Source organism: Rhizobium sp. 3T7 (assembly GCF_020166565.1).
Classification (GTDB): Bacteria; Pseudomonadota; Alphaproteobacteria; order Rhizobiales; family Rhizobiaceae; genus Rhizobium.
Window position 1 is genome coordinate 25,079 of record NZ_JAIQXS010000022.1, and the last position, 26,156, is coordinate 51,234.

Sequence of the window (26,156 nt, forward strand, 5' to 3'; positions counted from 1 at the left end):
AAGTTGCTCGAAAGCCGTGTCTGCTGCCACCGCCGCCTCCTGCCTTTTCAACCCGCACCTCCTTGGCCAATCGCCATCCCGGCTCCCTCCGGACCCGTCATGGTCCTCGTTGCGCCGCCGTTTCCCCGTCGCGCTTTCCGGTGGCCGATGAATTGGCCAATGCGGTCCACATCCATCGGTGGGCTCAGGAAGTGCCCCTGCAGTCTGTCGCAGCCCTCCTCCAGCAGCCACGCGGCCTGTTCGGCTGTCTCCACGCCTTCGGCAGTGACGCGCATGCCGAGCCCGTGCGACAGCGCAATGACAGAGCGCACGATCGTCTGGCTCTTTTCGTCGTCCAGGAGGTCGTTGATGAAGTATTTGTCGATCTTGATGTTATCGAAGGGAAAATTCTTCAGGTAACTCAGGGATGAGTACTCCGTCCCGAAGTCGTCGAGCGAGATCTGAATGCCAAGTACGTTGAGGGTGTTCAAAGTATCGAGATTGTTGGTCGTGCGCTCCAGAAGAACGGTTTCCGTAATCTCGAGTTCCAGGCGTTCGGCGGGAAGACCGATAAGATCGAGAGTTTGCGACACGCGATCAGTGAAACCCGCTGTCAAGAATTCCGCCGGGGACAAGTTGACGGCAACAGTGTAATGGTCCGGCCAGCTCAGAGCTTCCCGACAGGCTTGTTCCAGCACCCATTGGCCGATTTCGCTCATCAGCCCATCTGCTTCTGCCATCGGGATAAAGGCGATCGGAGGGATCACGCCGAGCCTCGGATGGCGCCAGCGCAGGAGAGCCTCGAAGCCGGTTACGGTGCGCGAGCTGTCGACAAGAGGCTGATATTCGAGGAAGAACTCGCCATGCTGGAGCGCGACCCTGAGGCTGCGCCTCAGCAGCTCCCGTTGTTCCAGCACCACCAACATGCTGGGGTCAAAGGTTCGCGCGCGACGGCGTCCTTCCTTTTTGGCAGCATAGAGGGCGACGTCGGCCGCTTTCATTAATTGCTCGCCCTCATCGCCGTCGCGGGGCGCAATCGCAATGCCGATACTGGCTCCCACAAAGACAGTGATGCCGTCTACCACGAATGGCTTCATGAATTCGCCAACCAGCGCGTCAGCCAGTCGCTCGGCCTCACGGGGCTGCTCCTGAGCAGTCTGGATGACCGCGAATTCGTCACCGGCAAGGCGAAAGGCTGTCTCGTCCATGCCAAGCACGCTTCGGATCCTGCCGGCGGCAAGCTTCAGAACAATGTCTCCAGCGCCGTGCCCCAGCGTATCGTTGACTGGTTTGAAGTCGTCCAGGTCGATCTGCATCAGCGCAAGAGCGCTGTTGTCGTCGGTAGGAAGAAGCCGCCCCAGTTCATCGCTGAACTGCCGGCGGTTGGGCAGTCCCGTCAGGACGTCATGGGTTGCCTGGTGCAGGAGCAGCGCTCGTTCCTGCTCTTGTGCAGTTGTCGTCTCGTTGCGATCAGCAGCGCCGATTTCGACGATCGCCAACCCCTCTTTGGCCGGCAGCAGCAACAGGTCGTACCGGTCGTGGGTTGATACACCTAACCGGATGGATTGCGGCCGGCCGGTATTGATGACGAGTTGTACGAGGTCTGCGGAGGGAGGATTTGCCAGCGCCGGGTAAACATCACCCAACTTCGTGGGAGGCTGCTCGTTGAACCCCGAGCGCCCTGCAAGTTCTTCGGACCAATCGACCAGAACGAGGTCGAAATCCCAGAGCGAGAAGACTGCCTCGGCGCGGCTGAAGAATTCGGATCCTTGTGGAACCAGCTTAGGCCAATTCGCACGATTTTCCGGCATATGGGTTGGGCCTCCTCGTTGCGCTTGGCCTAAATATTTCGATGCATCCCACCAGTATTGAATCAGCTGTCTGTATAAGAGCTAGCGCATGCCGTGTTGTAGTCAATCAAAAACGCTACCTTAGGGCACCATTGTGCCTATTCGGCGAACGACGGATGCGCGATGTACGCACACAGTGCCCTTGTCGGATCATGAGAACGACACATGACAGCAACGGCCACGCCGCCAACTGCATTCGCGCTAAAGCTAGCCTCAGAATTCGCGCAAACACTTCATGACTTCTCGCAGACCTTTGGTGAGGTGCTTGTCCCGGCGCAAAACAATACCGAGCTGACGAACCAGGCGCGGCCTGACGGGGGACGTCATGAGAAATCCTGCACGGTCTTGCTTCAACGCGAGCGCAGGCAGCAGCGACCAGCCCAATCCTGCGGCGACCAGCTCCTTGATCGCTTCAACGCTTCCGAACTCCATCGCAGGCTGTATCCGGACGCCCGCGTCGGCGAACCAGCCGTCCGTGGCAGCGCGCGTGTTGCCGCCCTCGTAGAGCATGAGAACCTTGTCTTTGAGAAACGCGGCGTCGGGTCCTCCTTCGGGTATTTCGCTGTCTTTGGGAGCCACTGCCAGCAGCTCGTCCTCGTAGAAAGGCTCGATCTCCAGCGACCGGCCGGAGGCGGGAAGGGTTACGACGGCGAGGTCGAGTGCGTTTGCCTCAAGATTACGCAAGACCTCTTCGGTGTTGCCGATCCGGACGGTGATCTCAAGTCCCGGCATTCGCTTTCTCGCGGACGCGATTGCGCGAGGAAGCAGGTGTATTGACGCTGTCCCGCCGCTGCCGATCCTCACTCGACCGGCCGAGCCCTCTCGATGTGGCGTCATTGCATCGGCCGCCGCACCGCATTCTTCCAGGATGCGCCTTGCGTGAACGAGGAGATCCGAGCCGGCTGGCGATGGCAGTGCGCGTCGCCCCACGCGCTCGATCAGCCGAACCCCAAGCCGCTGCTCGAGCAGTTTGACCTGCAGGCTGACGGCCGGTTGAGTAAGGCCAACCTTGTCGGCCGCCGCCGTGAAACTCCCTAGATCGATGACGGTTACAAAAGCCAAGAGTTGATCAAGGTTGAGTATCATAAAAAATCCCTATGCTTTGTATAAGTATGATAACCTTCCTTCGATGTATTCGCCAGCCTTATCCTATTGGCGTTCTGCTGATCGCACGGTGGATCGCTGATGACAGGAGAGTGAAATGTCGACCGACGTCGGGAAGGAACTGGATTGGAAAAGCGACGCCGCCGCGCTGCGAAGCGCTCTGAGACGCGCACTGGCGTTTCTGTCCTGGCGCTTGGAGAAACGTCGCAGCCGGCGAACAATCGCGGAGCTGACGAGGGATCAGCTTCAGGACATCGGGATCACGCCGGAGGAGGCTTCGGCTGAGATCGGCAAGTCCTGGTTCTGGAACTTATAGCTGCAGGTGTCTCCACTCGTCCGCTGTGTGTCATCCTCGAGTGGGTTCCGAACGCCTCGAGCGAGACGCTGCGTTGACGCATTCCTGAAGCGCCTTGACCGACCGGCATCCGATACGCACGTGAGAATGTGCTGATGGACGACCTGTATCAATTCGGAATAGGATGCGATACGACAGGAACGCTTAAGTGAAGTCTGCAGGAGCCAGGGAGGGGAGAATGCAGTCGCTGGTAACGCCGGTCCACAAGCCGGTGGCCGTAGAGGTTCTGCAGGAGGAAATCCGGAAAGTTTGCGGTGCATTCGACGTTGAACCGATGGCCCGCACCAATGTGATGGCCGGCGATGTGGCAACGCGTCGTATGGGGCTTTTCGATACTGCGATCGTCGCACTTGATGCCCGCCACGTGCAGCGTGGGATGAAATCAATCCGGCAGGACCCCGGTGAGCATCTGTTCCTGCTGATCCAGGACGAGGGGCACTGTCGCGTGGAGCAGGGCGAGCGTTCAGCCCGGCTTGCCCCGGGAGACATGTTCCTTGTCGATTCCGTTCGGCCGTCGTCGTTCGTCTATGACGGTGAGCGCTCCAGCCAGTTGTCGGTCCATATGCCACGCGCCGAGATGCTTCATCGGTTTGGCAAGGCCTGTACCGATGGCGTCGCCATCAGTCGGGACGATCCCCTTTGGTTGGCAATGCGGGCCGTGATTACCAAGATGCTCACAGAGCCTGGAGCGTCGGCGCAGCTCGGCGAGGCGATGTTGTCGCTTTTGGGCGCCTACCTTCACAGTACTAAGACAGCCGAAGCTGCGGGACCCAGCGAAACCCTGCTGTCGCGAGCGCTCGCCATGATTGATCGGCACCGTGCCGATCCGACGTTCGGGCCCGGCGAGTTGGCAAGGCGGCTCAATGTTTCGGAGCGCATGTTGCAGCGACACTTCCGTCTGCTTGGCGAGACGCCAGGCCATCGGCTGCTCAGCCGTCGGCTGGAACTTGCGCATGCAACGCTGACGCAGCCGCGTGCCACCAAGCCGACCGACGGGATTGCCGCAGTCGCCTACGACGCCGGCTTCAACGATCTTTCCTATTTCTATCGCGAGTTCCGAAAGAAATACGGCTCCGCACCGGGCGTTTTTGCGCGCCGCCACTGACGGATTTGTCCATAGATGCAGACGGCTCAGTCCAAGTCCTGATGCCTGTTATCGCCTAGTCTCCGCTTCCAGTCCTGTCCGATGGTCGGGACCTCATTCGGAGGAGGTGAGAATGACGATCCATAGCGCCACGATCGACGGAAAGCCGATGGCCGGCGAGCGCAGTTTCAGCGTGGTCAACCCGGCCACGGGAGGCGAAGTTGGCCGTGCGCCAAACATGGGCGCTGCAGAGCTCAACGCTGCCGTTGCTGCCGCCAAGGCAGCTTTTCCCGCATGGTCGGCCAGAAGCGAGCAGGAATTGCAAGCCGCCTGTGCGGCCGCTACCGCCCACATTGAAGCACACGCCGACGAACTCGCGCGGCTCGTCACACTCGAGCAGGGCAAGCCGCTGAACGGGCTCGGCTCGCGCTGGGAGCTGGGTGGCGCCGTTGCCTGGGCAGGCTATACGACCGCGCTGTCGCTGCCGCCGAAAATCCTCCAGGACAACAGCGAAGGGCGTATCGAACTTCATCGCAAGCCGCTCGGCGTCGTCGGCTCGATCACCCCGTGGAACTTCCCGGTCATGATCGCCATATGGCACGTCATGCCGGCTCTGCGAACCGGCAACACCGTCGTCATCAAGCCGTCGCCGCTGACGCCGCTTGCGACACTTCGCCTGGTTGAAATCATGAACGAGGTGCTGCCGCCCGGCGTACTGAATGTCGTGACCGGCGACGACGGCGAGTTCAACATCGGTGCGGCAATGTCGGCCCATCCCGACATCAGCAAGATCGTGTTTACGGGCTCGTGTGCCACAGGCCAGAAAGTCATGCGCTCTGCCGCAGAGACGATGAAGCGCCTGACGCTCGAACTCGGCGGCAACGATGCCGGGATCGTCCTGCCCGATGCCGATCCGCAGGCAATTGCCGAGGGCCTGTTCTGGGGCGCTTTCATCAACAACGGCCAGACCTGCGCGGCGATGAAGCGCCTTTATGTCCATGAGTCGATCCACGATGCCGTCTGCGATGCCCTTGTCGCCTACGCGCGCAACATTCCTGTCGGCGACGGCATGGAGGAGGGCAGCGTTCTCGGCCCCGTGCAGAACCGCATGCAGTTCGAAAAGCTCTCGCGTCTCGTTAAGGATGCCAAAGAGCGAGGAGCGGTGTTGCTGGGCGGTGAGCCGGGCGAGGGACTTTTCTTTCCGCCGACCATCATTGCTGGTTTGAAGAACGGCGATCCGCTTGTCGACGAGGAACAGTTCGGTCCTGCGCTTCCTGTCATCAAATACAGCAACGTCGACGAGGCAATTACACTTGCAAACGACAGCGCCAATGGCCTCGGAGGCTCCGTCTGGTCGTCCGACATCTCAGCCGCGAAGGTGGTTGCCAGCCGCATGGAGTGCGGTTCGGTCTGGATCAACAAGCATGGCGCCATTCAGCCGAACGCCCCGTTCGGCGGCGTGAAGGCTTCCGGGTTCGGCGTCGAATTCGCCGAGGAAGGGCTGCAGGAATACACGAATATCCAGGTGGTATTCGCTTGATCAGTGAAGGCATGCAATAGGGAGGATGCAATGAATATAAAGCGATATCTGGCTTCGGCCGGCTTGCTTCTGGCGCTTGGCGCGCCAGCTGCTATCGCTCATCCGTTGGATGGGCTGACGGCAGAGGAATATCAGAAGATCAACAAGATCCTGCGCGACCAGAAAGTGGTCGACGACAATACGCTTTATCCGCTGATCGAGCTCAAGGAACCCACCAAGGAGGAGGTTCTCTCCTGGAAGGAAGGCGACGACCAGATCGACCGCGAGGCGAAGGTCCAGTTGACGAGCCCGCAGGGGTTCAAGGAGGCAGTCGTCAACATCACCAAGGGCACGGTTGAGAGCACGACGCCGATCAAAGGGCAGCCGATGGTGCTGTTCGCCGAGTTCATGGACGCTCTTCAAGGTGCGCTTGCCAATCCCGACATGATCGCCGGCCTGAAGAAGCGTGGTCTGACGCCGGAACAGGCTTTCTGCTTGCCGTTGACTGCTGGCAACTTCTTCACCGATGAATACGAGAACTCGCGTCTGATGAAGGTGCCCTGCTACAAGGTGCCCGAGGGATCGAACTTCTACGCAAAGCCCATCGAGGGCCTGTTTGCCGTTTACGATATCGGTAAGAAGGAAGTCCTTCGCGTCATCGACACCGGTGTGATCGACGGCCCCAAGGACAACTGGGGTTACACCGAGAAGGAAGTTGCCGAGCGCGAGCCGCTGCGCCCCGAGATCAACCCTGCGAAGCTCTCCCAGCCCGGCGGCCCGAACTACAAGATCACCGGCAGCCACCTCGAATGGGATATGTGGCGGATGAACTTCCGCGTTGACAAGCGCCCCGGCCTCGTCGTCTCCAACCTCGACGTGAAGGATGGGGGCAAGTGGCGTTCGGTGATCTACCAGTCGCATCTGTCCGAGGTGTTCGTACCTTACATGGACCCGACAGAAGGCTGGTATTGGCGTACCTATATGGACAGCGGGGAGTATGGCTTCGGCTTGTTCCTGAGCCCGCTGCGCTCTGGTGTCGATTGCCCCGACTATGCGACCTTCCTGCCCGCAACGATTGCCGACGACAAGGGCAATCCGCTGACCATTCCGAACGCAATCTGCGTCTTCGAGCGCAGCATCGGCGATCCGGCATGGCGCCATTTCGAAGTCTTCGCACAGACCCCGGAAAAGCCGATCCCGGCCGAGGGCCGTCCAGCGACGGAACTGGTCGTGCGCACTGCCTCCGAAGTCGGAAACTATGACTATCTGATCGACTATCGCCTGCAGCAGGACGGTCAGATCAGGATCATGATCGGGGCAACGGGTCTGGACGCAGTAAAGGGCGTTGCATCGACCTCGATGAACGATCCGACGGCCGCGGAAGACACGGCTCATGGAACGCTGATCGCACCGAACCTGGTGGCGGCAAACCATGACCACTACTTCAATTTCCGCATCGATTTCGACGTCGATCAGCCGGACAACCATTTCGGGACGATGGATATCGTTCCGGCCAAGGTCGACGCGAAGAACCCGCGGCGCTCGATGTGGACGGTGCAGCACACGATGCCGAAGACCGAGATGGAGGCGCGCTATCAACTGTCGGCGATGAAGCCGCGCTACTTCATGATTTCCGATCCCTCCCGCGAAGGCTATCTCGGCCAAGAGCCGGGCTGGATGATCCATCATGGCGACGTTGCCTACGGCCCGTTCGACTTTGCCAAGGATCCGCCGATGAAGCGCAACGCCTACATCGAGTATTCGGTCTGGAACACCGTCTACAACATCGATCAGCAGTATGCGGGCGGCAAGTATGCGATGCAGAGCGATGGCGCGGATACGCTGCCGGAATGGGTCAAGGCCAACAAGCCGCTGATGGGCAAGGATATCGTGACCTGGTTCACGGCCGGCTTCCACCATATCCCGCGCATGGAGGATTGGCCCGTGATGTCGACCGAATGGAAAACGATCCATATCGAGCCGCACAATTTCTTTGCGCATAATCCGGCGCTGACGATCCGCAACGCCAAATGATAGCAAAGGGGCGCCTCACGGTGCCCCATTCCTTTGCGGGGCCGCCGGCGCTATGCCGGCCAGCCTTCGAGGGCTTCGACGAAACGCGTCAGCCAGGCGTTTGTCTGATGAGCGTCCAGCGCGCGATGATCGATCGTCAAGGACACATAGGTCATTGGTCGGATCTGGATGGTATCGACGCCATCGACCTCTCGCACGACAACACGCTTTTCCATTTTTCCTACGCCAAGGATCGCCGATTGCGGCTGATTGATGATGATGGGTGCAGCGATCAGGGAGCCTGACACCCCGTGGTTTGAGATCGTGAAGGTACCGCCGCGCATATCGGCTTTGGTGAGGCCGCCGGCGCGCCCACGCATGGTCAGGTCCTGAAGTCTGGCAGCAATCGCAGCCAGCGAGAGATCCTGGACTTGCGGAATGACCGGAACGACCAAGCCCTTGTCGCCAAGCGCCATGCCGACGCCGATGTTGATATCGTTGAAGACCTCCAAATGATCGTCATGCCAACGGCCATTGATTTCAGGCACAGCCCGCATCGCCGCGACGCAGGCGGCGATGATATAGGCCGTATAGGAAAGATTGATGCCGTCGGCGGCAAATGCCGCCTTGCTCTTGTCGCGATGCTTGATGATCGCGCTGAAATCGGCCTCGAAGATCGCCGTGACATGTGGGGCAGTCGTAACCGATTCCAGCATGTGCCGCGCGATGGAAAGCCGCATGGGAGTGTGAGCAACCATGTGCGAGCGGTGAGTGATCTGATCGCGGGCGAGCACGCCTGGATCGGGGCTGATCGGGGTCCTGACGGACGATGGCATCTCATCGCGCTCGATCTTCTGTTTCAGCGCGAACGCCGCATCCATGTCCATACGCGTAACACGTCCATCCCTGCCGGTGCCGACGACCTCAGCCGGGTCGATGCCGTATTGCTCGCCAGCACTGCGAACTGCCGGCGAGAAGCGGTCGCCGCTCTCACTGCCAGTCTCGCCCGGTGGCAAGGGTGGAGCCTCCGGCGCATGGTCCTCTCCGGCAGTGCTTGCCCTCAGACGAATGCGGCAGAGAACCGCGCCGGGCTCGGCATCCGCACCTGATGCCATGACGATCTCGTCGAGGATTCCGGCCGCGGGTGCGGAAATCTCCTGCGTGACCTTGTCCGTTTCAAGCTCGACAAGTGGATCGTCCAAAGCAACCGCCTCTCCCAGTTGCTTCAGCCAGTTGCGGACAACTGCCTTCGTGCCCTCCTGTTCGACGGGGACGAGGACTTCGGCGAAATCAACCATGTCTTAGTACTCCACGAGCGTCGTGATCTTCTGCCTGATGCGGTCAACTGACGGCACCGCCCAGTCGAGTAAGGCCGGATTGTGCGGGCTTGGGATATCCGGCATCGTCAATCGCGAGACCGGTGCGTCGAGATCCATGAAGGCCTCGTCGGCAACGATGGCGGCAATTTCCGCGCCGAAGCCACCGGTTCCAAGATCCTCATGGACGATGAGACACCGTCGCGTGCGACGGACGGAGGAAACGACGCTTGCGCGGTCGAAGGGCATCAACGTGCGAAGATCGATGACATCAGCAGAGATGCCTTCCGCCGCCTCCTCGCAGCGGGGAACCATGGCGCCCCAGGTGACGATCGTGATCGCATCGCCCTTGCGCGTAAAGCGTGCCTTGCCAAAGGGCAGGGCGTAGTTGTCACCCGGGTAAGGGCGTCGTGCCCACGGATGATCGAGCATGGCGCGGTGCTCGAAGAAGATGACAGGATCGTTGCCGCGCAAGGCGGTGCGCAGCAACCCGACGGCATCTTCCGCATTCGAGGGCACGGCGACCTTCCAGCCCGGCTGGTGGACAAAGGCGACCTCGTTCGTCTGGCTGTGCCAAGGATCGCCACATTTGAAAAAACCGCCCGGCATGCGCAGGACAACAGGTGCGGCGAACCGGTTGTTGGTGCGCCAGCGGATCGTGCCGCAATCATTGATCTGTTCGGTCGCGGGCTCGGCATATTTGCGGAACTGAATTTCAGGAACGGGAACGAGACCCGCAAGCGCCATCCCGACGGCGCGGCCGACGATGCCTTCCTCCGAGAGCGATGTGTCAAAGACCCGTTCCTTGCCGAACTTGTCTTGCAGTCCCAGCGTGACCGCATGAACGCCGCCCTTCGGGCCAATGTCCTCGCCGAACAGCACCACACGCTCGTTGATCGTCAATTCGTGATCGAGCGTACGCCTGATCGCCGTGACCATATTGATACGCTGGCCGTCCGGTGCCGCCTCGTCGGTGCATTCCGGGGCACGATAGCCGTCGCAATGCTGACCACCCATCGCCTGCATTTCGCCGTCGAAGAAGACATGGCGGGTGACCGTTTCGGGAGCGGCAACAACCCGGTCCTCGGCCTCGGCGCGCGCTTTTTCTGCCGTGCCCTCAGCCTCAAGCCGGCAGGCTTCCCACTCGTCCGAGCTCATCACTGCGGGAACCAGGTAGTCTCGCAGGCGTGGTAGCGGATCGCGAGCCCACTCCGCTTTGACCAGCGCCTCGCTCTTATACGACTGGGTGTCCTGGAAGCTGTGCCCCTCCAATCGGGGAACAGTAAGCCGCAAAAGTGCCGGCATTCTACGCTCGCGGACGAAGCCGACTGCCTGCTGCGTCAATCGCGCCACCGCTGCGGGATCGCACCCATCGCCTTCAAAGATCGTCAGGCCGCGCCAGCTTGCGAGATTGGCCGCGATGTTTCCGCCAGGCGTCTGCATGTCGGAAGGGACCGAGATTCCGAAGCCGTTATCCTCGACGTAAAACAACATCGGCAGCGACTGCGTCGTGGCAATCGTCAGCGCAGACCAGAAACCGTTCGATGCGACCGAACCGTCGCCGCCAAGCACGACAGCGATCGCATCACGATAGTCATGCTCCTGAAGCACCGTTGCGTAATATTGCAGCGCTTGGGCCCAGCCCGCCGTCGGGGTGTATTGAGCTCCGACACCGCCGCACATCGGCAGAGCTGAAGCGCCGTTGCGGTTCGGATAGTTGAAGACCACGCCGATATCGCGGCCATCGGAATAGCCGCCGGCGCGACCCATGGCGGAACCGAGCGCATCGGCCGGATCAACGCCGAGCGAAAGAAGCAGCGGGCGCGACCGGTAATAGCCGCAGGTGGCGTCGTGGTGGTTCGTGAGTTGCAAGCCGAGCATGATCTGCGCCATGTCATGGCCACGGGCGGAGAATTGATAGAGGACCTTCTTCTCCGGGACGAGCCGCGTCTCCTCCATCTCGTCAAGAATTCGCGAGAGGTGCAGAAGGTAGGTAACGCGTTGCCAGTCGATTCCCTCATCGGGTGCGTTCCTGCCACGCAATAGAACCGCTGTTGCCTGCGCCATCGTCGATTCTCCTAAATCTCTGATCTCTGATGAGTTTAGTGCGATTTAAGAAGGACTGCGTTTCAGTTTTGAGAGAAAAAAGCAGTAGGGTGAAACGTTCATTTCGCCGTAGCGCGCAATTGCGAAGAATCAATTCGAAATGCTCGTTCTGGTTCGCTGATTGGCTCGCGTTGGTCTGACGGGTGCTGAGTCGGGCGGTGAGGTGCCGGCAAATCGGACGCGAGACGCCAAGTGCCTTGCCCCGCGTGCTTCTTCTCAACCTGCATGTCGAGATTGCAAATTCGAGATGCCTCTTATGCGGTTTTCGAAGTGCTCATTGAGGAAGCAATGAGCTATATAATTGTGCAACGCACAAGGAGATATGACATGAAAATCGGCAACAGGATCGGAGAGTTCCTTCAGCTCCGTAAGGCATACCGGGATCTTTCCAGACTCGACGACGCAGCACTGAAGGACATCGGCGTCACCCGTGGCGATATCAAGCGCCTGGTTTACGGTCGCTAAGACCTCCAGAAGACCAAGAGATCAAGGCCCGCTCGAGCGTTGCTTTGTTGGTGCGCCAGCATGGGCACACTCTTGTGGGTGGAGATCCCATTGTAAGCTGGTCGCAGCTCTGGCGCGAACGAAGGGCCGAACGAGGAGAACTCCGGAATTAGCAACTGCCACCAGGCGATAGGAGTGAGAAGTCCACAGCACCCACTCATGCCGAGTTAGGCTTTATCCTCCCAGCGGCTGCCTGCTTCAGGCAAATCTGGCGTCACTTCAGGCTCAGAGGTCGCTTTCCGATATCCGATCCCAGCGGTGTTGAGGTCATAGACCTCCAACGGAACGCCCGCAGTGTCTATGGCCAATATCCCTACGAGTTCGGGAGGCGCATTGCGCAGGTAGTTCTCTGCGCGGTCCAGAGCAATAATGAGTTCGTCCCGGATCATTGCGGCAGTCCAATCAGAAGGTAGGCCACGAACCGTCGTGTAGTCCTCATTCGTGACGGACAAGGCTTTATGCCGAATCTCATCGATTATACGCAATGGCGAGAAGTAAGGAGGTTTGCCTGCCGCGGCCATAATTACTGGCCCTAGCGGGCACATGTGGTTTTCGATCATCAGCAGATCGACGTAGTCGCGAGCCTTCGTCCGCGTAGAGGCAGCGATCACCTTGTTCACGGCAAGATCTGCAGGGTGTAGACGGGCTCCCCATTCATCATCTCTGACAAGTGGAAAGAAGCGTGTCCGGGTCTCGCTCATCCATTGGACAAGGGTGCGTTCCCCGCCGCGCCTTACACTTGCTTCAACGCAACCGTAGATGTTGACTTCGATCGAGACTTTGAAGCCGTCAGCCTCTAATTTCGCGATATCAGTATCCGCAGAAACCCCAATTTCCTCGTCGGTATCATGAAAGATGTCAATGTCATCGGACATTCGTGGCCAATCCATATTTAAGACCAGGCCGCCAGCAATGTAGCTGGTGTCAGATCTGTTCCCGGCGATGGAGGCCATGATTTCTTTTTGGATCTGTGTCAGTGCCATCAGCGCCCATCTCCTAGCTGGACGACCATTTTTCGTCCCATCGCATAAGCTCGCGCATCACCGCGCTCCATAAGGGCGTTGGCGACAACTCGCGCCTTCTGCGGAAGATCGTTCAGCTTTTCGATGTCGATGTTATCGAAAACTCTCAGCCCATACCTCTCGGTAGCAATCCTGATAAATTCCACAAGACGCCTCTTTTCAGCCCGATGCGCAGAGCGCAATTCTGCCGCGACACTCACGATCTCATCTCTGCGTGCTTTGGGAACGAGAACCTCCACCCTCACGAGATCGGATGCTCCTCCAGTTTCTCGGTACTTCTTGATGCGTTCTTTTGCAGACATAGTGAAAGCCCCTACATGGGACCAATATAGGCGTATCCCGGATACTCATCAAGTATCTATATCTGTGACGAAAAGCACAAAGTTTTTAGTCTGAGTTCTCCAGGCTGAATTCGATCAAAAAACCGATCGATTCATCACGGACACCCTGGTAGCCGTCGCCCTCACCCCCCCCCGACGAGCAAATGGAATCGCATCGAACATCGAGCGCTAACCCGACGCTCAGCTGCGAGTTTTGGGTGTGCGCGAACTCAGATTTGTTAACGATCCGGGCATCGGAAATTAACCATTTGTTAACCAAATCAGACATAGAAATGTTCAACGATTTCTTAACCTAGATGACCAAAGTGCTAACAGACGCTCGCTCGATCCGCATCAAGGGCCGCTCTTTCCTGGCGGTCATGCTTTCGCCAGATCTTCCCTTCGATGACTGGCTCGTAAGACTAGACGATCTTGCCGCGCGCTCCGCCGGCTTCTTCCTGGGGCGACCGGTCGTCCTTGATGTCAGCGACCTGGAGATTGACCGGGCGCAGCTCAAGGGTTTGATCGCTGAGTTGGCGCAGCGCAACGTCAGTATCATGGGCATCGAGGGCTGCCGGCCTTCGCTGATCGGGCCTGGGATGCCGCCGGCTCTCAAGGGCGGGCGCCCGGTCTCGGACTTCGAGGTTCCGCAGCAGGAACCGGTCATCGATGTTCGCACGCAGTCAGCGGCCGTCGAGACACGGCCGGCGCTGCAGTCGATCGTCATTCGCGAGCCGATTCGCTCGGGTCAGTCGCTGATTTTTCCGGAAGGCGATGTCACGGTCATCGGCTCCGTCGCATCCGGTTCGGAAATTATCGCCGGGGGCTCGGTTCATGTCTACGGCACGCTCAGGGGGCGCGCGATGGCGGGATCAGTCGGGAATACGTCGGCGCGCATCTTCTGCCGCAAGCTTGAAGCCGAACTGGTCGCGATCGACGGTATCTACAAGATGGCGGAAGACATAGCGCCGCACCTGCGCGGACAGGCCGTCCAGCTCTGGCTGGAAGGCGACTCGATCAAGGCAGAGAAACTTATCTAGGCCCGAAGCTGGCTATCACACAGGAGAGAAAGATGGGGAAAGTCATCGTCGTCACTTCGGGCAAGGGCGGAGTGGGCAAGACCACATCCACTGCAGCCCTCGGAGCGGCCTTAGCACAGAGGAACGAGAAGGTGGCCGTGGTCGACTTCGATGTCGGCCTGCGCAATCTCGATCTCGTCATGGGCGCTGAGCGCAGAGTCGTTTACGACCTTATCAATGTCATCCAGGGCGACGCCAAGCTTTCTCAGGCGCTGATCCGCGACAAGCGGCTGGAGACACTCTTCCTGTTGCCGGCTTCGCAAACGCGTGACAAGGACAACCTCACGGCTGAGGGTGTCGAGCGTGTGATCAACGATCTGAAGCGTCATTTCGACTGGATCATCTGCGATAGCCCCGCCGGGATCGAACGTGGCGCAACGCTCGCCATGCGCCACGCCGACATCGCCGTGGTCGTCACCAATCCCGAAGTCTCTTCGGTCCGTGATTCCGATCGCATCATCGGGTTGCTCGACTCGAAGACTGCGAAGGCCGAACGTGGCGAACGGATGGAAAAACATCTGCTCCTGACGCGTTACGACCCCAACCGTGCTGAACGCGGCGATATGCTGAAAGTCGATGACGTGCTGGAGATCCTCTCCATTCCACTGCTCGGCATCATTCCTGAAAGCACGGATGTGCTGCGTGCGTCCAATATCGGTGCCCCAGTCACCCTGGCCGACAGCCGCAGCGCACCTGCCATGGCTTATTTCGATGCTGCGCGCAGATTGGCCGGCGAAGAGCTGCCGGTCACCATCCCGGGAGAGAAGCGGGGCATCTTCGGCAAGATCTTCGGACGGAGGGCCGCTGCATGAGCATCTTCAGCTTCTTTGGCAAACAGAGGACCGCGCCGGCGGCCCGCGAACGTCTACAGGTGCTGCTCGCGCATGAGCGTGTCTCGGCAGGGTCCGACCTCGTATCCTTGCTGCGCGAGGAAATCCTCGCCGTTATCGCCAAGCATGTGCAGGTCGATAGCGAAAGAGTTCGGGTGACGATGGATCGCGACGAGCATATGTCGATCCTCGAAATCGATGTGGAAATTCCGCTGGGCGCGAGCGTTCGGGCGGCCTGAAAGACGAGAGCGGCGCCAAGAGCGCCGCTTCTTTTTTGCCTCGAGAGAGCACATATGCAATCAGGCGGTGCCACGTCGTCTCACGGAGAGTGAGGCGACTATTTCTGTGTCCGCAGCCCGTCCATCAACAAGCCGATAAGCCGGTTCGAGCGATCCCGCCATTCCGGGGACGCCGGCAGCGAATAGATACTCGAAAGGGCATGCAGAAGGTCCGTCGTATCGATATCGCTTCGAATGAGGCCTTGCTCAGCGGCTGCCTTGAGCAGCCCGTCGACGGCACCTCGCAAAAGGCCGCTGCCTTCAGCAAACAAAGAGGCATTGGAGTCCATCAGGATCTTCAGGCTGGTCGCCATCCCGCGCTTGGCGGCGATATAACCAACAAAGCGGCGCATCCATTCTTCGAGTGCAACATCAGGCGCATGGCTTGCCGCCAGTTGCCTCGCGGCAGCCGCTAGGCTTTCCAACTCACGGCGGTAGACCACCTCAACCAGATGCTCACGCGTCGGAAAATGCCGGTAGAGCGTGCCGATGCCGACGCCGGCCCTGCGGGCAATGTCTTCCAGCGAAGTTTCGACGCCTGCCTCCGCAAAGGCGGCTGCTGCAACGTCGACGAGTTTCTCGCGATTGCGGCGTGCATCCGCGCGCATTGGCGGTGGTGTGGACGGTTCCGTCTTCGGCGGGGCCGAGGCCAAAATAAGCTCCAAGCACATTCAGGACTTGACGCTCGGCGGCAAGTCACTAGATTAAACGGAGGCTCCTCCGTTTTTATGGAGTGCCTTTTACCTCTTAATCCAGAACGGGGCAGGATGTCATGTTCAAACGTGCCCAGGCTTGCTTCCCATGAGCTTAGCTAGCGCGCTGATCCTGAGCCGCCACCTCTTTTTTTGGATTTCGACCTCCAATCTCGTGACGATAGCAGGAGCTTATCATGACACGAACGGTTCATCTCTCCTTGGACATCAACGCAGGGCAGCATGAGCTCGATGTCGATCCGCGCACGACGCTACTCGATGCGTTGCGTGAGCAACTGGGTCTTACCGGAACAAAGAAAGGCTGCGACCAGGGACAATGCGGTGCATGCACCGTCCATGTCGACGGCAAGCGCGTGCTTGCCTGTCTGACGCTTGCCGCACAGGTTGAAGGGCGGAACATCACGACGATTGAAGGGCTTGCGGCCGAAAACGGCGACCTGCATCCGGTCCAGGCGGCCTTCCTGGAGCACGACGCCTTCCAATGCGGCTATTGCACACCTGGCCAGATCATGTCGGCCGTTGCCTGCATCCGTGAGGGGCGGGTCGGCTCGGACGAAGAGATCCGAGAATACATGGCCGGCAATCTCTGTCGGTGCGGTGCCTATAATCACATCGTGACGGCAGTGCGCGAAGCGGCGGAGATGGCATGATGAGGGACTTCATCTACTTCCGAGCTGGCTCGCTCGACGATGCCCGCCAGCATGCCCTGCAATCAGGCGCGATGCTGCTCGCCGGTGGTACGACGCTTCTCGATCTTGCCAAATGCGGTGTTGTCGAGCCCGATTCCGTTATCGACATCACTCACCTTGCCGGGATGTCGCAGATTTTGGCCGATGCCGATGGCGTTACGATCGGTGCGCTTGCGAAAATGGAAGATGTGGCCGGTAGCCCGGGGATCCGGGCAAATTATCCCGCCATTTCGCAGTCGCTTTTGCTGGCAGCATCTCCGCAGTTGCGCAACATGGCGACGATCGGCGGTAATCTTCTGCAGCGGACGCGCTGTCCCTACTTCCGCGATCCCGGAACGTTTTCCGCGTGTAACAAGCGTAATCCCGGCTCCGGTTGCTCTGCGATTGGTGGTGTGACGCGCAATCACGCGGTGCTTGGCACCAGCGGGGCCTGCATTGCCTCCTATCCGGGTGATCTTGCCGTTGCACTGGTAGCCCTGGAGGCAACGATCGATCTCAGTGACCGCGAAGTCACGGCGGAAGACTTCTTCGTGCTTCCCGGCGACACACCAGAACGTGAAACGCTCCTTGAGCGTGGCGAGATGGTGATGGCCATCAACATTCCTGCGTCGCCGGTCGCCAGGACCTCGACCTACCTCAAGGTTCGCGATCGGCAGTCCTATGAGTTCGCTGCCGCAAGCGCAGCCGTCGGGCTGGAGTTGGAGGCGGACGGCAAGACGATCCGCGACATCCGCGTCGCCTTGGGTGGCGTTGCCACCAAGCCGTGGCGCGCACGCTCGGTCGAGAAGGCGCTGATCGGCAAGGTCCTCGATGCCGGCACAGTCGAGAAAGCAAGCCGATTGGCCATGGAAGGCGCCGTTGCTGACGGCGGCAATCGTTACAAGATCGAACTTGCGCCGCGTGTCGTTGCGCGCGCCATTCTGAATATGGGAGGTCACGCATGACCATCATGGAACCCCGCAAACGCGGCGATGCCTCTGACGGTACGATCGGCGGTCGCCTCTCGCGCTTCGATGGAAGGCTGAAAATCACCGGCGCAGCGACATATGCTTTGGAACAACCGGTCGAGGGTCTGGTCTACGCGGTCCTCGTGCCGAGCCGGATCGCCGCGGGTCGGGTTGTGAAGGTTGACGCGACAAAGGCGCAAGCGGCGCCCGGTACGCTGTTGGTGCTGACACCCGATGTCGAACTCGGCTTGAAGACGGCTTCCGACTGGTACGGAAACCGGCCGGAGAACCAGCCTTACTATCCTCTGTCCAACGATATCGCCTTCAACGGCCAGGCGGTCGCTGCCGTGATCTGTGAAACGCTGGAGCAGGCTGCCGAAGCTGCCCGGCTGGTCGACGTCACCTATGAGGAGGTGTCGGCGATCGTTGACTTCGATGATCCCAAGGCGGGTGAGGAAAGGCCGCTCGATGCGCTTACGGTGACTTGGGGCGACGCAGAGACCGCGCTCGCCACTTCGCCGGTCCGCATCGAGGCCGAATACCGAACGCCGCGCGAATATCACGTGGCGATCGAGCCGCATGGCCTCGTTGCGAAGTGGGAAGGCGACCAACTGACCATCTGGGAACCCAGCCAGTGGACGCACGGGATGGCTCGCACCTATGCCGAGTGGTACGGGCTGCCATATGAGAATGTTCGTATTGTCTCGCCGTTTATCGGTGGGGGCTTCGGTTCCAAGGCCACAGCCTACGCCTATGGCGCTATCGCAACGGCCGCAGCCCGCAAGCTTGGCCGGCCGGTGAAGCTCGCTCTAACGCGCCCGCAGACGTTCACCGCTTTTGGCGGCCGCGCCGCGACAAGACAAACGATCGCGCTCGGCGCCAATGCCGATGGCGTGCTGCAATCGATCGTACATGAGGGTGCCAGCGAGACCGCCACCTATGCGGATTTTCCCGAGCAGACAAGCGCGGCGACCCCATTGATGTATGCCGTGGAAAATTTCAGCGCGAAACACGGCCTCGTGCGGGTGAACACGGTCATGCCTGGAGCCCTGCGTGCGCCTGGCAAGAACCCCAGTACCTTCGGCCTCGAATGCGCCATGGATGAGCTTGCCTATGCGGTCGGGATCGATCCGGTTGAACTCAGGCTTCGCAATTACGCGGAGCGTGATCCGCAATCAGGCAAGCCGTGGTCGACCCGCCGGCTGCGCGAGGCGCTTTCCGAGGGCGGTAAGGCGTTCGGTTGGTCACACCGCAGCTTTGCCCCGCGCTCGATGCGAGATGGCAGGCAACTGATCGGCTGGGGCGTCGCGTGCGGCACATTCCCCGTTCTGCGCGCATCCAGCGAGGCACTGATCCGGATCCTCGCCGATGGCTCTGTGGAAGTCGTCAGCGGCGCAATCGACATGGGGCAGGGTACCTATACGATCCTCGCTCAGACCGCCGCCGAGGTGCTCGGCGTTCCCGCGGAAAGCATCAATGTCCGACTTGGCGATTCATCGCTTCCTGGCGCCACGGTCGCTGGCGGCTCGATGCTTGCCGGCGCCATCACCGGAGCCGTTCACAAGGCGGCATCGGCTGCTCGCGACGAACTGATCGAACTTGCTCTCAACGACGGCTCCTCGCCCTTCCGCGATACGGGCGCCAATACGCTATTGGTCGCGGATGGCCGGATCTCTGTGCCCCGCGATGGGGGACTGTCCGTCTCCATTTCGGAACTCATGACGGCCCTTGGTCGCGACAGCATCGAGACCCGGCGAAACACCCTTCCAGAAGGAGAGCAGGGGCCGGAGGGTCACAAGAAGGCCTGGACGACCATGGGAAGCATCCAAGGGCCGACCGCGGGCGAATTCTCCATGCACAGTTGGTGCGCGCATTTCGTCGAGGTCAAGGTGGACGAAGACTTCGGCACGATCCGCGTGTCTCGAATGGTCTCGGCATTCGATTGCGGCAGGATCTACAACCCCAAGCTCGCCGAAAGCCAATGGCGCGGCGGCATCATCATGGGGATCGGTCAAGCGCTGCTCGAAGAAGGTTTGGTCGATCCGCGCAACGGACGAGTCATCAATAACAATCTCGGTGACTACCTCGTTGCGACGAATGCCGACATCCCGCCCATCCAGGTTGTCTCGGTTGGCGTCCCCGACCTCAATGCCTCGGTTCTGGGAGGCAAAGGCGTTGGCGAGGTCGGTATCGTCGGTGTCGCGCCGGCAATCGCCAATGCCGTCTTTCACGCAACCGGAAAACGCGTCCGCGACCTGCCGATAACGCTTGAGAAGCTGCTGTGACTTGAGCGTTTCATCGGTTGCGTTGTTACTCGGGCGATGTGTCCGTGCAGCATAAAGTCGTACGCAATAGCGAGTTCTCGCGCGCCATGATTGGAGTGCGCGGGAGCAAAATTCATACGGAATAAGGAACGGGTAAGGTCGGCGCCTTTGCTTGCCGACCGTCGGGTGACCCCACCCCAAGGTATCAAGGAGCCGGTGCCTTCGGCCTCGCAGAGGCCCTCTACAAGTCGTATCTGGGAAGAATCGACGGCGCCCGGCATCTGCGATCTGCACATGCCCCTCGGCCTGGGGTCGACAGGGAAGACACCATCAGCGAGCTGGAGTTCATGCCGGGCATCGTGGCGATGATGGAAATCGGCGCGCTACCACAACGCACAGAGCGCGTCACTCAAGCGTGCCAAGAGCCTCGTCGCGTTGAACGGTAACCGCGGTGCCGGGGCTGCCGAATATCCTATTCATTGCTCAGATTTCTCCGGACATGAATCCGTCGCCCGACAAAAGCCTGTCCGAAACTCCGCTTCAAGTCAGCTGCGGTGACTGAAGGTCAAGCGTGAGCTGCTGCCCCGGATTGTCGGTAGCGGGCGGCTGACATCGAGTTTGCCGAAGACTCGCTTTCGCCTTTCGGCATCTCGCTCCCGCTCGGACCGGATGCTGGCAACCACTGCCAGGGCATTCGCAATGACTTGTTCCGCATGGGTCATGAGAACTTCCGACTGAATATTCTCATTTTGTTTCCATCTTGGCATGTCGTCAAGCGCGATGTTGCGCAACGGCACTGGACGAAACGAATCGCTTTTCCATTTACTGGATTCTCTGGTGTCAAGGGGTTTAGGAGATGGCCGGCGAGATTCCTGTTTTTATCAGCCCGATGGACGTTGGATTTGAAGGCAACACCGGCCGCTATCGGCATGCTGATACAGTCGAGGACCTCGCCGCCATTCTCCTAAGCAGCAAATGGGATTGGTCCAATGTTCCATCCTTCCATCACGCACTCATGTCGACTTTGGAAGCCTTGGAATTCTATACGGACGCGGCAAGTGCTCGAGCGGCATTCGTTGTAGCCGCCCACGAGGCAGGTCTTCAGGTCTTGCCGGATGACGCGGCGAAGGTGCGCAAAGCCGGCTGAAAAAGAGAGCCCTGCAGAGAGCAGGGCTCAAGAATGATGAGCAGTGCCCTAGAGCGGGCAACAAACGGACGATACGCCTCGCATTCGGGGCCTTCAAGATAAGCAGTTCTCATCTTCGTTTCGTGACAAGCATCAATGATCAAATCTTCGCTGCTCAGCCAAGCGCATGGGTGTTGGCAGAGCGCGATGACGAGGCGCCTTTCTCAACCAAGAAAATGCAACGGCATGTCGGCCCCGACCGCTGCAGTGGGTTTCACGATGACACTGCGTTTCTGCTGTCCGGTGAAGGCTCTGATTTCGTCAAGGCCCTTGGAAAAGAGAGTGGTCGGTCGAGCAACCTTGGGGAGGTCCTGAAAGAATAGAGCTTGTTCTGAGCCTTCGCCAAGGTGTCGCGGTCGTTCCTCTAGCAACGCGCCTACTCGCTGCCCGTTGTGCAAAGCGAAGAAGGGAAATTGCACTCCGCCATGTTTGACGGATGGCTGCACTTTAGTGCCGTCTTAAATAAAATCGTTGCGTTATGCACGATATCGCGTCACGTTTGCTGGTGCCGCAAAGCATTTGACAACTAGTTTGCGGGCACGGGCGTCCTATTTTGAGGGAATGCGATGTCAATTGAAGGTCGGCGCGCAATTATCGCCAGGGCATTCAACCGTGCCAAAGAGGTCGGGCTGCCCCTGGAGGGATCCGCTGAATTCGAAAGTTGGTTGGAGGAGTGGGCAAAAGGCGACATTGACATTCCGATCCTTCGGCGCAGGTACGTCGAACTGCTGCGAGCGCGGGACATTGCATGGCGAAAGAGACACGTCTTGGTGGAGTAGACGTATTTGAAAGGTCGTCTGAGGAGGGGACATTAATGAGTGATCGCGCAATTGGTTACTTGGTGGCGGCAGAAGTGTGTGCGCTGTTCTGGATTGCCATTGGGATGTTGGTGCTTGGGAGTGTTTAGCTAACGCCCGTTGAACCCGCAAGCAGTCGGGAAGCAGCCGCCGCCGCGCGGTGCGTGTGGCTGTTCCTACGCCGCACGGGCTGGGCCTCGGGCTGATGTCTTGGCCTTCTGAAGCTGGTTGACAACGGTAATTGGGCCGTTAATCCAGCTGCGAGGATTGCCGCGTCGAGTGGCAGCGGAAATCGGCAGCAGCCATCGCTATTCTAAGAGCCGCTTGATCGTCCCGACTGGCAGGAACATGCGCATCGGATTCGATGCCAGAGGCTGGAGACCGTATCCGGTATAGAGAGCGATCCGGCGCTTGGTTTTCTCGGGGTCGCCACAATCAAGCACGTCCAACAAGACGACTGCCGTTCCGATTTGCTCTGCGATCCCGGCGATTCGCTTGAGGCAATCGACAAGGAGGTCTCCGCCAAACCCGCCGCCTTTGTACCTTTCGTCCCGTCCTATCATCGAGATATAGGCTGCCGGAATGTTTCCGTGGTTCGGGCGCGTCTTGGCGTATTTTTCGGGCAGTTCGCTGTAGTGGATGGAATGCGTGTTGATGGCATAAAAGCCAATTACGGTCTTTCCATCGTCGTCGGTCATCACGTAGACGCGGAGGTTGTCGGCCTTTGACAGCTTGTTAGCGGTCTTCTTGAAAAAGTTGTCAACCTGGCCGATACCGTAAGAAAAAGCCGCCCGATCGTGCTTTGTAGGATCGAGCGGTTCGATGACACGTTTGGAAACTTCCTCGTCTGCCATTACTTAGATACTACAGTCTCGGCATGACGTTTGAAGGCATCTTTCAGCTTGTTCGTCGGCGCAGGAGGACTGTCGAGTGCGTCAAAAAACGCCTTATAGTCTGCCGACGACAATACTGTCACTTCATGAGCTGCAATGGTCGCCATGGCGGACTGATATGCCGCGTTGATCGTGAACGCAGAGTCATCGACGCCCGAGAGCGCGGCCGCACGCTGAATAGCCTTCTTGATCCGTTTCTTCGTCCGGAAATTCATCCGCGCATCATTGGGCTCTTCAATATCTGCAGTCATGTCTTTGAAAGCAAGCATCGTGGCCTCCTGATTGTAACGCGAATTTGTACGTTAAAATGGATCTTTCCATTCACCATGACGTAAGTTCGTTGAGACGGTGAAGCACAACTGTTGTGGCCAAAACACATGAGACGTTTGGTTCCAAGAACAGCAATGCCGTATCCGAGGCTGACGGTGATTTCCGGTGTGACCATTTCCCTGCGACACGTACGACGACGAGGTGACCGATGCTCTGGTCAAACACAAGCTCCACCGGCACACGTGAATCGACGCATGACAACACCGCCGCGAACGGCTCCTGGTTTTCTGCCGCTTTGCCCTTGAGGATCGACGGTCTTCGTTGAGAGACCCGCCCCGCCGACGGAGCGCTTGCTCAGTGTGCCTTGTGCGGCCGCTGGCTTAGTTGATGAAAGGGCTGCTGACCAAAAACCGCTGCGGTCCCGAATGCGCTGCACGGGAGCCGCGTGAACAGCGACTTCGCTCGACAGGTCCGCCCGATCCGTCGAACAGTCGACGCGCCGCACCACACGCCAGTGTCGCGCGCGAGAGCATTCATTTTCGCCTTCCGAGGTTGACAACGTCGAAGCCGGAGAGCCGGTCCGGCGCAGCGACGCTAGAGCCTCCAATGAATAAGTAGCCAAAACCAGCACGAACGAACGCATCCTTGGTGGTTGACGCCTTCTATGGCGGAGAACGTCAAACCTTGCGAAGATAAGATCGGACGAACGTACGTCATTTTTCACTTCGCACCTGCGGTAATTGTCATACGATTCAGAACGCTAAATAATAACAAAAATCAGTTGCTTGCTCGAATTTTCTCGACTACGTTTTTGCAGAAGAGTTCCGAAATGCAGGTCCTTGCCGACGATACTCAGCCGTGGTTTGACCCCGCTTGAGGGAGGATGGTGACGTTGTTTGTCCGACTTCGTTTCTTCGCAATGGTGCAGCGGGTGCGTGATCGCGTCTTGATCCGATACCGACCTACGACGGCAAACTGACGCGTCGTAAATCCGTTTTCCACTTTTCTAAGATGGTGCTCCCGTGTGGCGTGCCAGAGGTTTGTTATGCAAAAGCAAGCTGTCGTATTTAACGGTCAGGAAGTTGGGATCGCGGTTCCTGTCGAAAACCGCCTCAAGTTCATCGCTGTCCGGTTCAATGTCATCGACCTGGACAACAGGCTCTTCGACACGGTTACCGAAATCCGGCGCGCGATTATAGAGCACCTGGCGTGTGATGAGCGACGTGCGATCACTTCGCACTGAATGCCGAAACGCTTTGCGCTATCAGCAGGGGACTTTGAGCTCCAATAGGCGGCCAATAACTCCTATTTGCCAAACAAGCCCAACCAGGGAGAGATAGAGTGGCACTTGACTTGTTTGATGCGCCGATTTTTGCGCAACGTAAGCACTTTATCCAGGAAATCGCGGGCCTGGACGACGTGTTCGATTTTCTCGATGAATGGCCGACCAGCAAGCGAGATCAGACCTACGAAACGGTCGTGAAAGTTGTCCGAGAAGCCGCCTGCAGGGAACGTCCAGTCGCCGTCGCGCAGGAGCGTTTCAGGCAATTTCTGAAGAGCCACGAGCAGTTTGTCAGGGTCGAAGATGTGCCTGCGCGTTTCCAGCAGTTGTCCGGTGGCAATCTCGGCGGTGCTTGAACTGACAGATCGCGGTCGTCGCCTCTGCTTACGTCCCCCCTTCTTTGTATGATATCGAACGGGACCGTAAGTGTCGTGCTTGCGCAACGAACCTTTACTGCCCGAAGCTCCGGTTTGCGAGCCCATGCGCGGGTGGGGTACCCAGCCGCGCCGTACCTGCCGGCGAGAACATGAACCCTTGCGGCGCGCAGCGAGACCTAACTCCACTAACCTACGCCGTTCTGGCCAGCCATTGGTGGCCGGACAAACTCCGCGGCTAGGCAAGGGATGGGTGTTCAGCGAGCTCCAAAGACCGCGCTGTAGATTGTTGGGATCCGTGCTATTTATTGGGAGCTATATCAGCAGAGAAGGGTTGCGAGCAGGCGCGCCGTCGCTCGTGCCAGTTTTCTACACTGCGCAAGCTTGTTAATTGGATATTGAGCATGTCTACACGCGGGTTGAGCGCAGTCTGAGCGCTCGTTGTAAGTCCATGGTTGAGTGCGTCTTCAAGCAATCTATCGGTCGTGAGCACGTGAACCCACCTTTTGATGAGACCGCCCTGGGAAGGGAGTTTGATCTTTTCGCAGCTGAATTGGCCATGCTGCCAAGGTCACCGGAGATCACTGCGTTGGAACTCCGCTTTGCCCTGCTGCGAGAAGCTGTGGCAACGCGCCTCGCAGGACCGAGCCGAATAACCGTTGAGTTGCCTTCGTCGCTATTTGACGCCTAGAATCCTTGTCGGATCACACTTTGGCGTGTGGTGGTCCTGCCCCTTCGGTGGTCTTAGCATTTTGCTCGACGATGATCTTCGTCGATTATCTGCAGATGGTGGAATGAAGAATGGAAAGCAAGCTGCCTGAACCAGTCGATCTGGCTGCGGACTTGGAGTTCTTCAAGCTGTTGACCGGTAGCTTTCACCGGCTCGTCGGCAAGGCGCTTGTTCAACCGGGGCAGGGGCCCGGCTGGCTCTATCGTGAAGCGCCTTTTGTCGTTCTGGTCCACAATACGGATCCTGATCCGCGCTTCATTTATGCCAATATCGCCGCCCAGACGCGTTTCGAATATACGTGGGATGAGTTCACGAAGCTGCCGTCGCGCTTGTCTGCCGAGGCTCCGGATCGAAAAGAACGCCAATTGCTTCTCGATGCCGTCGAACGTCAAGGCTATGTCGCCGACTACCGGGGCCTGCGCGTCACCAAGTCTGGAAAGCACTTCTGGATGGAGAATGGAATTGTCTGGCAGTTGCTTGATGAGCGCGGCAGGTCGCGAGGCCAGGCAGCAGCTTTTTCCAACTGGACCGATGTCTAATCGGCTTCACCCATCCGCCATCGCGACAATGGATTGCACAGCTGTGCAATTTATCGCTGAGATCGCCCTGCTGTCATGACTCTGTTACGCTCGAGGCGTAGCACGGCCTTCTA

General features: G+C 58.9%; 25 protein-coding genes. 15 read left to right on the forward strand and 10 right to left on the reverse strand.

The window, feature by feature from the left end:
- Nucleotides 1-47: 47 nt before the first annotated feature.
- Nucleotides 48-1,790 (reverse strand): putative bifunctional diguanylate cyclase/phosphodiesterase, encoded by a 1,743-nt coding sequence (locus K9B32_RS23810; RefSeq protein ID WP_224566672.1) that lies wholly within the window; start codon nucleotides 1,788-1,790, stop codon nucleotides 48-50.
- Nucleotides 1,791-2,042: 252 nt separating this feature from the next.
- Nucleotides 2,043-2,915 carry a LysR family transcriptional regulator gene (locus K9B32_RS23815; RefSeq protein WP_224566681.1) on the reverse strand — a complete coding sequence of 291 codons (873 nt, stop codon included), beginning with the start codon at nucleotides 2,913-2,915 and terminating at the stop codon, nucleotides 2,043-2,045.
- Between the two features lie 115 nt (nucleotides 2,916-3,030).
- On the opposite strand from K9B32_RS23815, the gene K9B32_RS23820 reads away from it, so the two are divergent.
- The 4 genes from K9B32_RS23820 (at nucleotide 3,031) to K9B32_RS23835 (ending at nucleotide 7,925) form a co-directional block, all read left to right on the forward strand.
- Nucleotides 3,031-3,249 (forward strand): hypothetical protein, encoded by a 219-nt coding sequence (locus K9B32_RS23820; protein WP_224566682.1) that lies wholly within the window; start codon nucleotides 3,031-3,033, stop codon nucleotides 3,247-3,249.
- Between the two features lie 217 nt (nucleotides 3,250-3,466).
- Complete coding sequence (locus K9B32_RS23825; protein WP_224566685.1) at nucleotides 3,467-4,393, forward strand: helix-turn-helix domain-containing protein; 927 nt, start codon at nucleotides 3,467-3,469, stop codon at nucleotides 4,391-4,393.
- A gap of 112 nt (nucleotides 4,394-4,505) precedes the next feature.
- A complete protein-coding gene (locus K9B32_RS23830) occupies nucleotides 4,506-5,912 on the forward strand; it encodes an aldehyde dehydrogenase family protein (protein ID WP_224566686.1) in 1,407 nt (468 codons plus the stop codon).
- A gap of 30 nt (nucleotides 5,913-5,942) precedes the next feature.
- Entirely contained in the window at nucleotides 5,943-7,925 is a 1,983-nt protein-coding gene (locus K9B32_RS23835; RefSeq protein ID WP_224566688.1) for a tyramine oxidase, read from the forward strand.
- A gap of 50 nt (nucleotides 7,926-7,975) precedes the next feature.
- On the opposite strand, the gene K9B32_RS23840 is transcribed toward K9B32_RS23835, so the two are convergent.
- Nucleotides 7,976-9,202 (reverse strand): dihydrolipoamide acetyltransferase family protein, encoded by a 1,227-nt coding sequence (locus tag K9B32_RS23840; RefSeq protein ID WP_224566698.1) that lies wholly within the window; start codon nucleotides 9,200-9,202, stop codon nucleotides 7,976-7,978.
- 3 nt (nucleotides 9,203-9,205) lie between these two features.
- On the reverse strand, nucleotides 9,206-11,287 hold the full coding sequence (locus tag K9B32_RS23845) for a transketolase C-terminal domain-containing protein (protein ID WP_224566700.1): 2,082 nt from the start codon (nucleotides 11,285-11,287) through the stop codon (nucleotides 9,206-9,208).
- Nucleotides 11,288-11,653: 366 nt separating this feature from the next.
- Between K9B32_RS23845 and K9B32_RS23850 the strand changes: the two genes are divergently transcribed.
- On the forward strand, nucleotides 11,654-11,791 hold the full coding sequence (locus K9B32_RS23850; RefSeq protein WP_007797120.1) for a DUF1127 domain-containing protein: 138 nt from the start codon (nucleotides 11,654-11,656) through the stop codon (nucleotides 11,789-11,791).
- 206 nt (nucleotides 11,792-11,997) lie between these two features.
- On the opposite strand, the gene K9B32_RS23855 is transcribed toward K9B32_RS23850, so the two are convergent.
- The gene (locus K9B32_RS23855) at nucleotides 11,998-12,813 is read right to left on the reverse strand and encodes a nucleotidyl transferase AbiEii/AbiGii toxin family protein (RefSeq protein ID WP_224566702.1); all 816 of its coding nucleotides are present in this window, start codon (nucleotides 12,811-12,813) and stop codon (nucleotides 11,998-12,000) included.
- On the reverse strand, nucleotides 12,813-13,154 hold the full coding sequence (locus K9B32_RS23860) for a hypothetical protein (protein WP_224566705.1): 342 nt from the start codon (nucleotides 13,152-13,154) through the stop codon (nucleotides 12,813-12,815). Before K9B32_RS23860 ends, K9B32_RS23855 begins: the two co-directional genes overlap by 1 nt.
- Nucleotides 13,155-13,489: 335 nt before the next feature.
- Between K9B32_RS23860 and minC the strand changes: the two genes are divergently transcribed.
- The 3 genes from minC to minE are packed head-to-tail and all read left to right on the forward strand — an operon-like array spanning nucleotide 13,490 to nucleotide 15,320.
- Nucleotides 13,490-14,212, forward strand: a complete 723-nt coding sequence (gene minC, locus K9B32_RS23865) for a septum site-determining protein MinC (RefSeq protein ID WP_224566707.1) — start codon at nucleotides 13,490-13,492, stop codon at nucleotides 14,210-14,212.
- 32 nt (nucleotides 14,213-14,244) lie between these two features.
- Nucleotides 14,245-15,063: a septum site-determining protein MinD gene (minD, locus tag K9B32_RS23870; RefSeq protein ID WP_224566709.1), complete on the forward strand. Its 819-nt coding sequence runs from the start codon at nucleotides 14,245-14,247 to the stop codon at nucleotides 15,061-15,063.
- A complete protein-coding gene (gene minE / locus K9B32_RS23875) occupies nucleotides 15,060-15,320 on the forward strand; it encodes a cell division topological specificity factor MinE (RefSeq protein ID WP_007797130.1) in 261 nt (86 codons plus the stop codon). Before minD ends, minE begins: the two co-directional genes overlap by 4 nt.
- Before the next feature lie 98 nt (nucleotides 15,321-15,418).
- On the opposite strand, the gene K9B32_RS23880 is transcribed toward minE, so the two are convergent.
- Nucleotides 15,419-16,012: a TetR/AcrR family transcriptional regulator gene (locus K9B32_RS23880; protein WP_224566711.1), complete on the reverse strand. Its 594-nt coding sequence runs from the start codon at nucleotides 16,010-16,012 to the stop codon at nucleotides 15,419-15,421.
- 236 nt (nucleotides 16,013-16,248) lie between these two features.
- Here K9B32_RS23880 and K9B32_RS23885 point away from each other — a divergent pair, with 236 nt between their 5' ends.
- The 4 genes from K9B32_RS23885 to K9B32_RS23900 all read left to right on the forward strand — a co-directional run bounded on the left by K9B32_RS23885 (nucleotide 16,249) and on the right by K9B32_RS23900 (nucleotide 21,119).
- Nucleotides 16,249-16,722, forward strand: coding sequence for a (2Fe-2S)-binding protein (locus K9B32_RS23885; protein ID WP_224566713.1), 474 nt, complete (start codon nucleotides 16,249-16,251; stop codon nucleotides 16,720-16,722).
- Nucleotides 16,722-17,705, forward strand: a complete 984-nt coding sequence (locus K9B32_RS23890) for an FAD binding domain-containing protein (RefSeq protein ID WP_224566811.1) — start codon at nucleotides 16,722-16,724, stop codon at nucleotides 17,703-17,705. Before K9B32_RS23885 ends, K9B32_RS23890 begins: the two co-directional genes overlap by 1 nt.
- On the forward strand, nucleotides 17,702-19,993 hold the full coding sequence (locus K9B32_RS23895; protein ID WP_224566715.1) for a xanthine dehydrogenase family protein molybdopterin-binding subunit: 2,292 nt from the start codon (nucleotides 17,702-17,704) through the stop codon (nucleotides 19,991-19,993). The genes K9B32_RS23890 and K9B32_RS23895 overlap by 4 nt, the downstream gene beginning before the upstream one ends.
- Nucleotides 19,994-20,828: 835 nt before the next feature.
- Complete coding sequence (locus K9B32_RS23900; RefSeq protein WP_224566717.1) at nucleotides 20,829-21,119, forward strand: DUF982 domain-containing protein; 291 nt, start codon at nucleotides 20,829-20,831, stop codon at nucleotides 21,117-21,119.
- A gap of 1,144 nt (nucleotides 21,120-22,263) precedes the next feature.
- On the opposite strand, the gene K9B32_RS23905 is transcribed toward K9B32_RS23900, so the two are convergent.
- From K9B32_RS23905 to K9B32_RS29180, 3 genes are read right to left on the reverse strand one after another with little or no spacing between them, the layout of a single operon-like run.
- Nucleotides 22,264-22,809, reverse strand: coding sequence for a GNAT family N-acetyltransferase (locus K9B32_RS23905; protein WP_224566721.1), 546 nt, complete (start codon nucleotides 22,807-22,809; stop codon nucleotides 22,264-22,266).
- Nucleotides 22,809-23,117, reverse strand: a complete 309-nt coding sequence (locus K9B32_RS23910) for a DUF1778 domain-containing protein (RefSeq protein ID WP_224566723.1) — start codon at nucleotides 23,115-23,117, stop codon at nucleotides 22,809-22,811. Before K9B32_RS23910 ends, K9B32_RS23905 begins: the two co-directional genes overlap by 1 nt.
- A 52-nt stretch (nucleotides 23,118-23,169) precedes the next feature.
- Nucleotides 23,170-23,382, reverse strand: a complete 213-nt coding sequence (locus tag K9B32_RS29180) for a carbonic anhydrase (RefSeq protein WP_224566725.1) — start codon at nucleotides 23,380-23,382, stop codon at nucleotides 23,170-23,172.
- Nucleotides 23,383-24,163: 781 nt separating this feature from the next.
- Between K9B32_RS29180 and K9B32_RS23920 the strand changes: the two genes are divergently transcribed.
- The 3 genes from K9B32_RS23920 (at nucleotide 24,164) to K9B32_RS23930 (ending at nucleotide 26,043) form a co-directional block, all read left to right on the forward strand.
- On the forward strand, nucleotides 24,164-24,361 hold the full coding sequence (locus K9B32_RS23920; protein ID WP_224566727.1) for a hypothetical protein: 198 nt from the start codon (nucleotides 24,164-24,166) through the stop codon (nucleotides 24,359-24,361).
- A gap of 110 nt (nucleotides 24,362-24,471) precedes the next feature.
- Nucleotides 24,472-24,756, forward strand: a complete 285-nt coding sequence (locus K9B32_RS23925; RefSeq protein ID WP_224566729.1) for a DUF982 domain-containing protein — start codon at nucleotides 24,472-24,474, stop codon at nucleotides 24,754-24,756.
- Between the two features lie 819 nt (nucleotides 24,757-25,575).
- Nucleotides 25,576-26,043: an MEKHLA domain-containing protein gene (locus K9B32_RS23930; RefSeq protein WP_224566730.1), complete on the forward strand. Its 468-nt coding sequence runs from the start codon at nucleotides 25,576-25,578 to the stop codon at nucleotides 26,041-26,043.
- Nucleotides 26,044-26,156 lie beyond the last annotated feature (113 nt).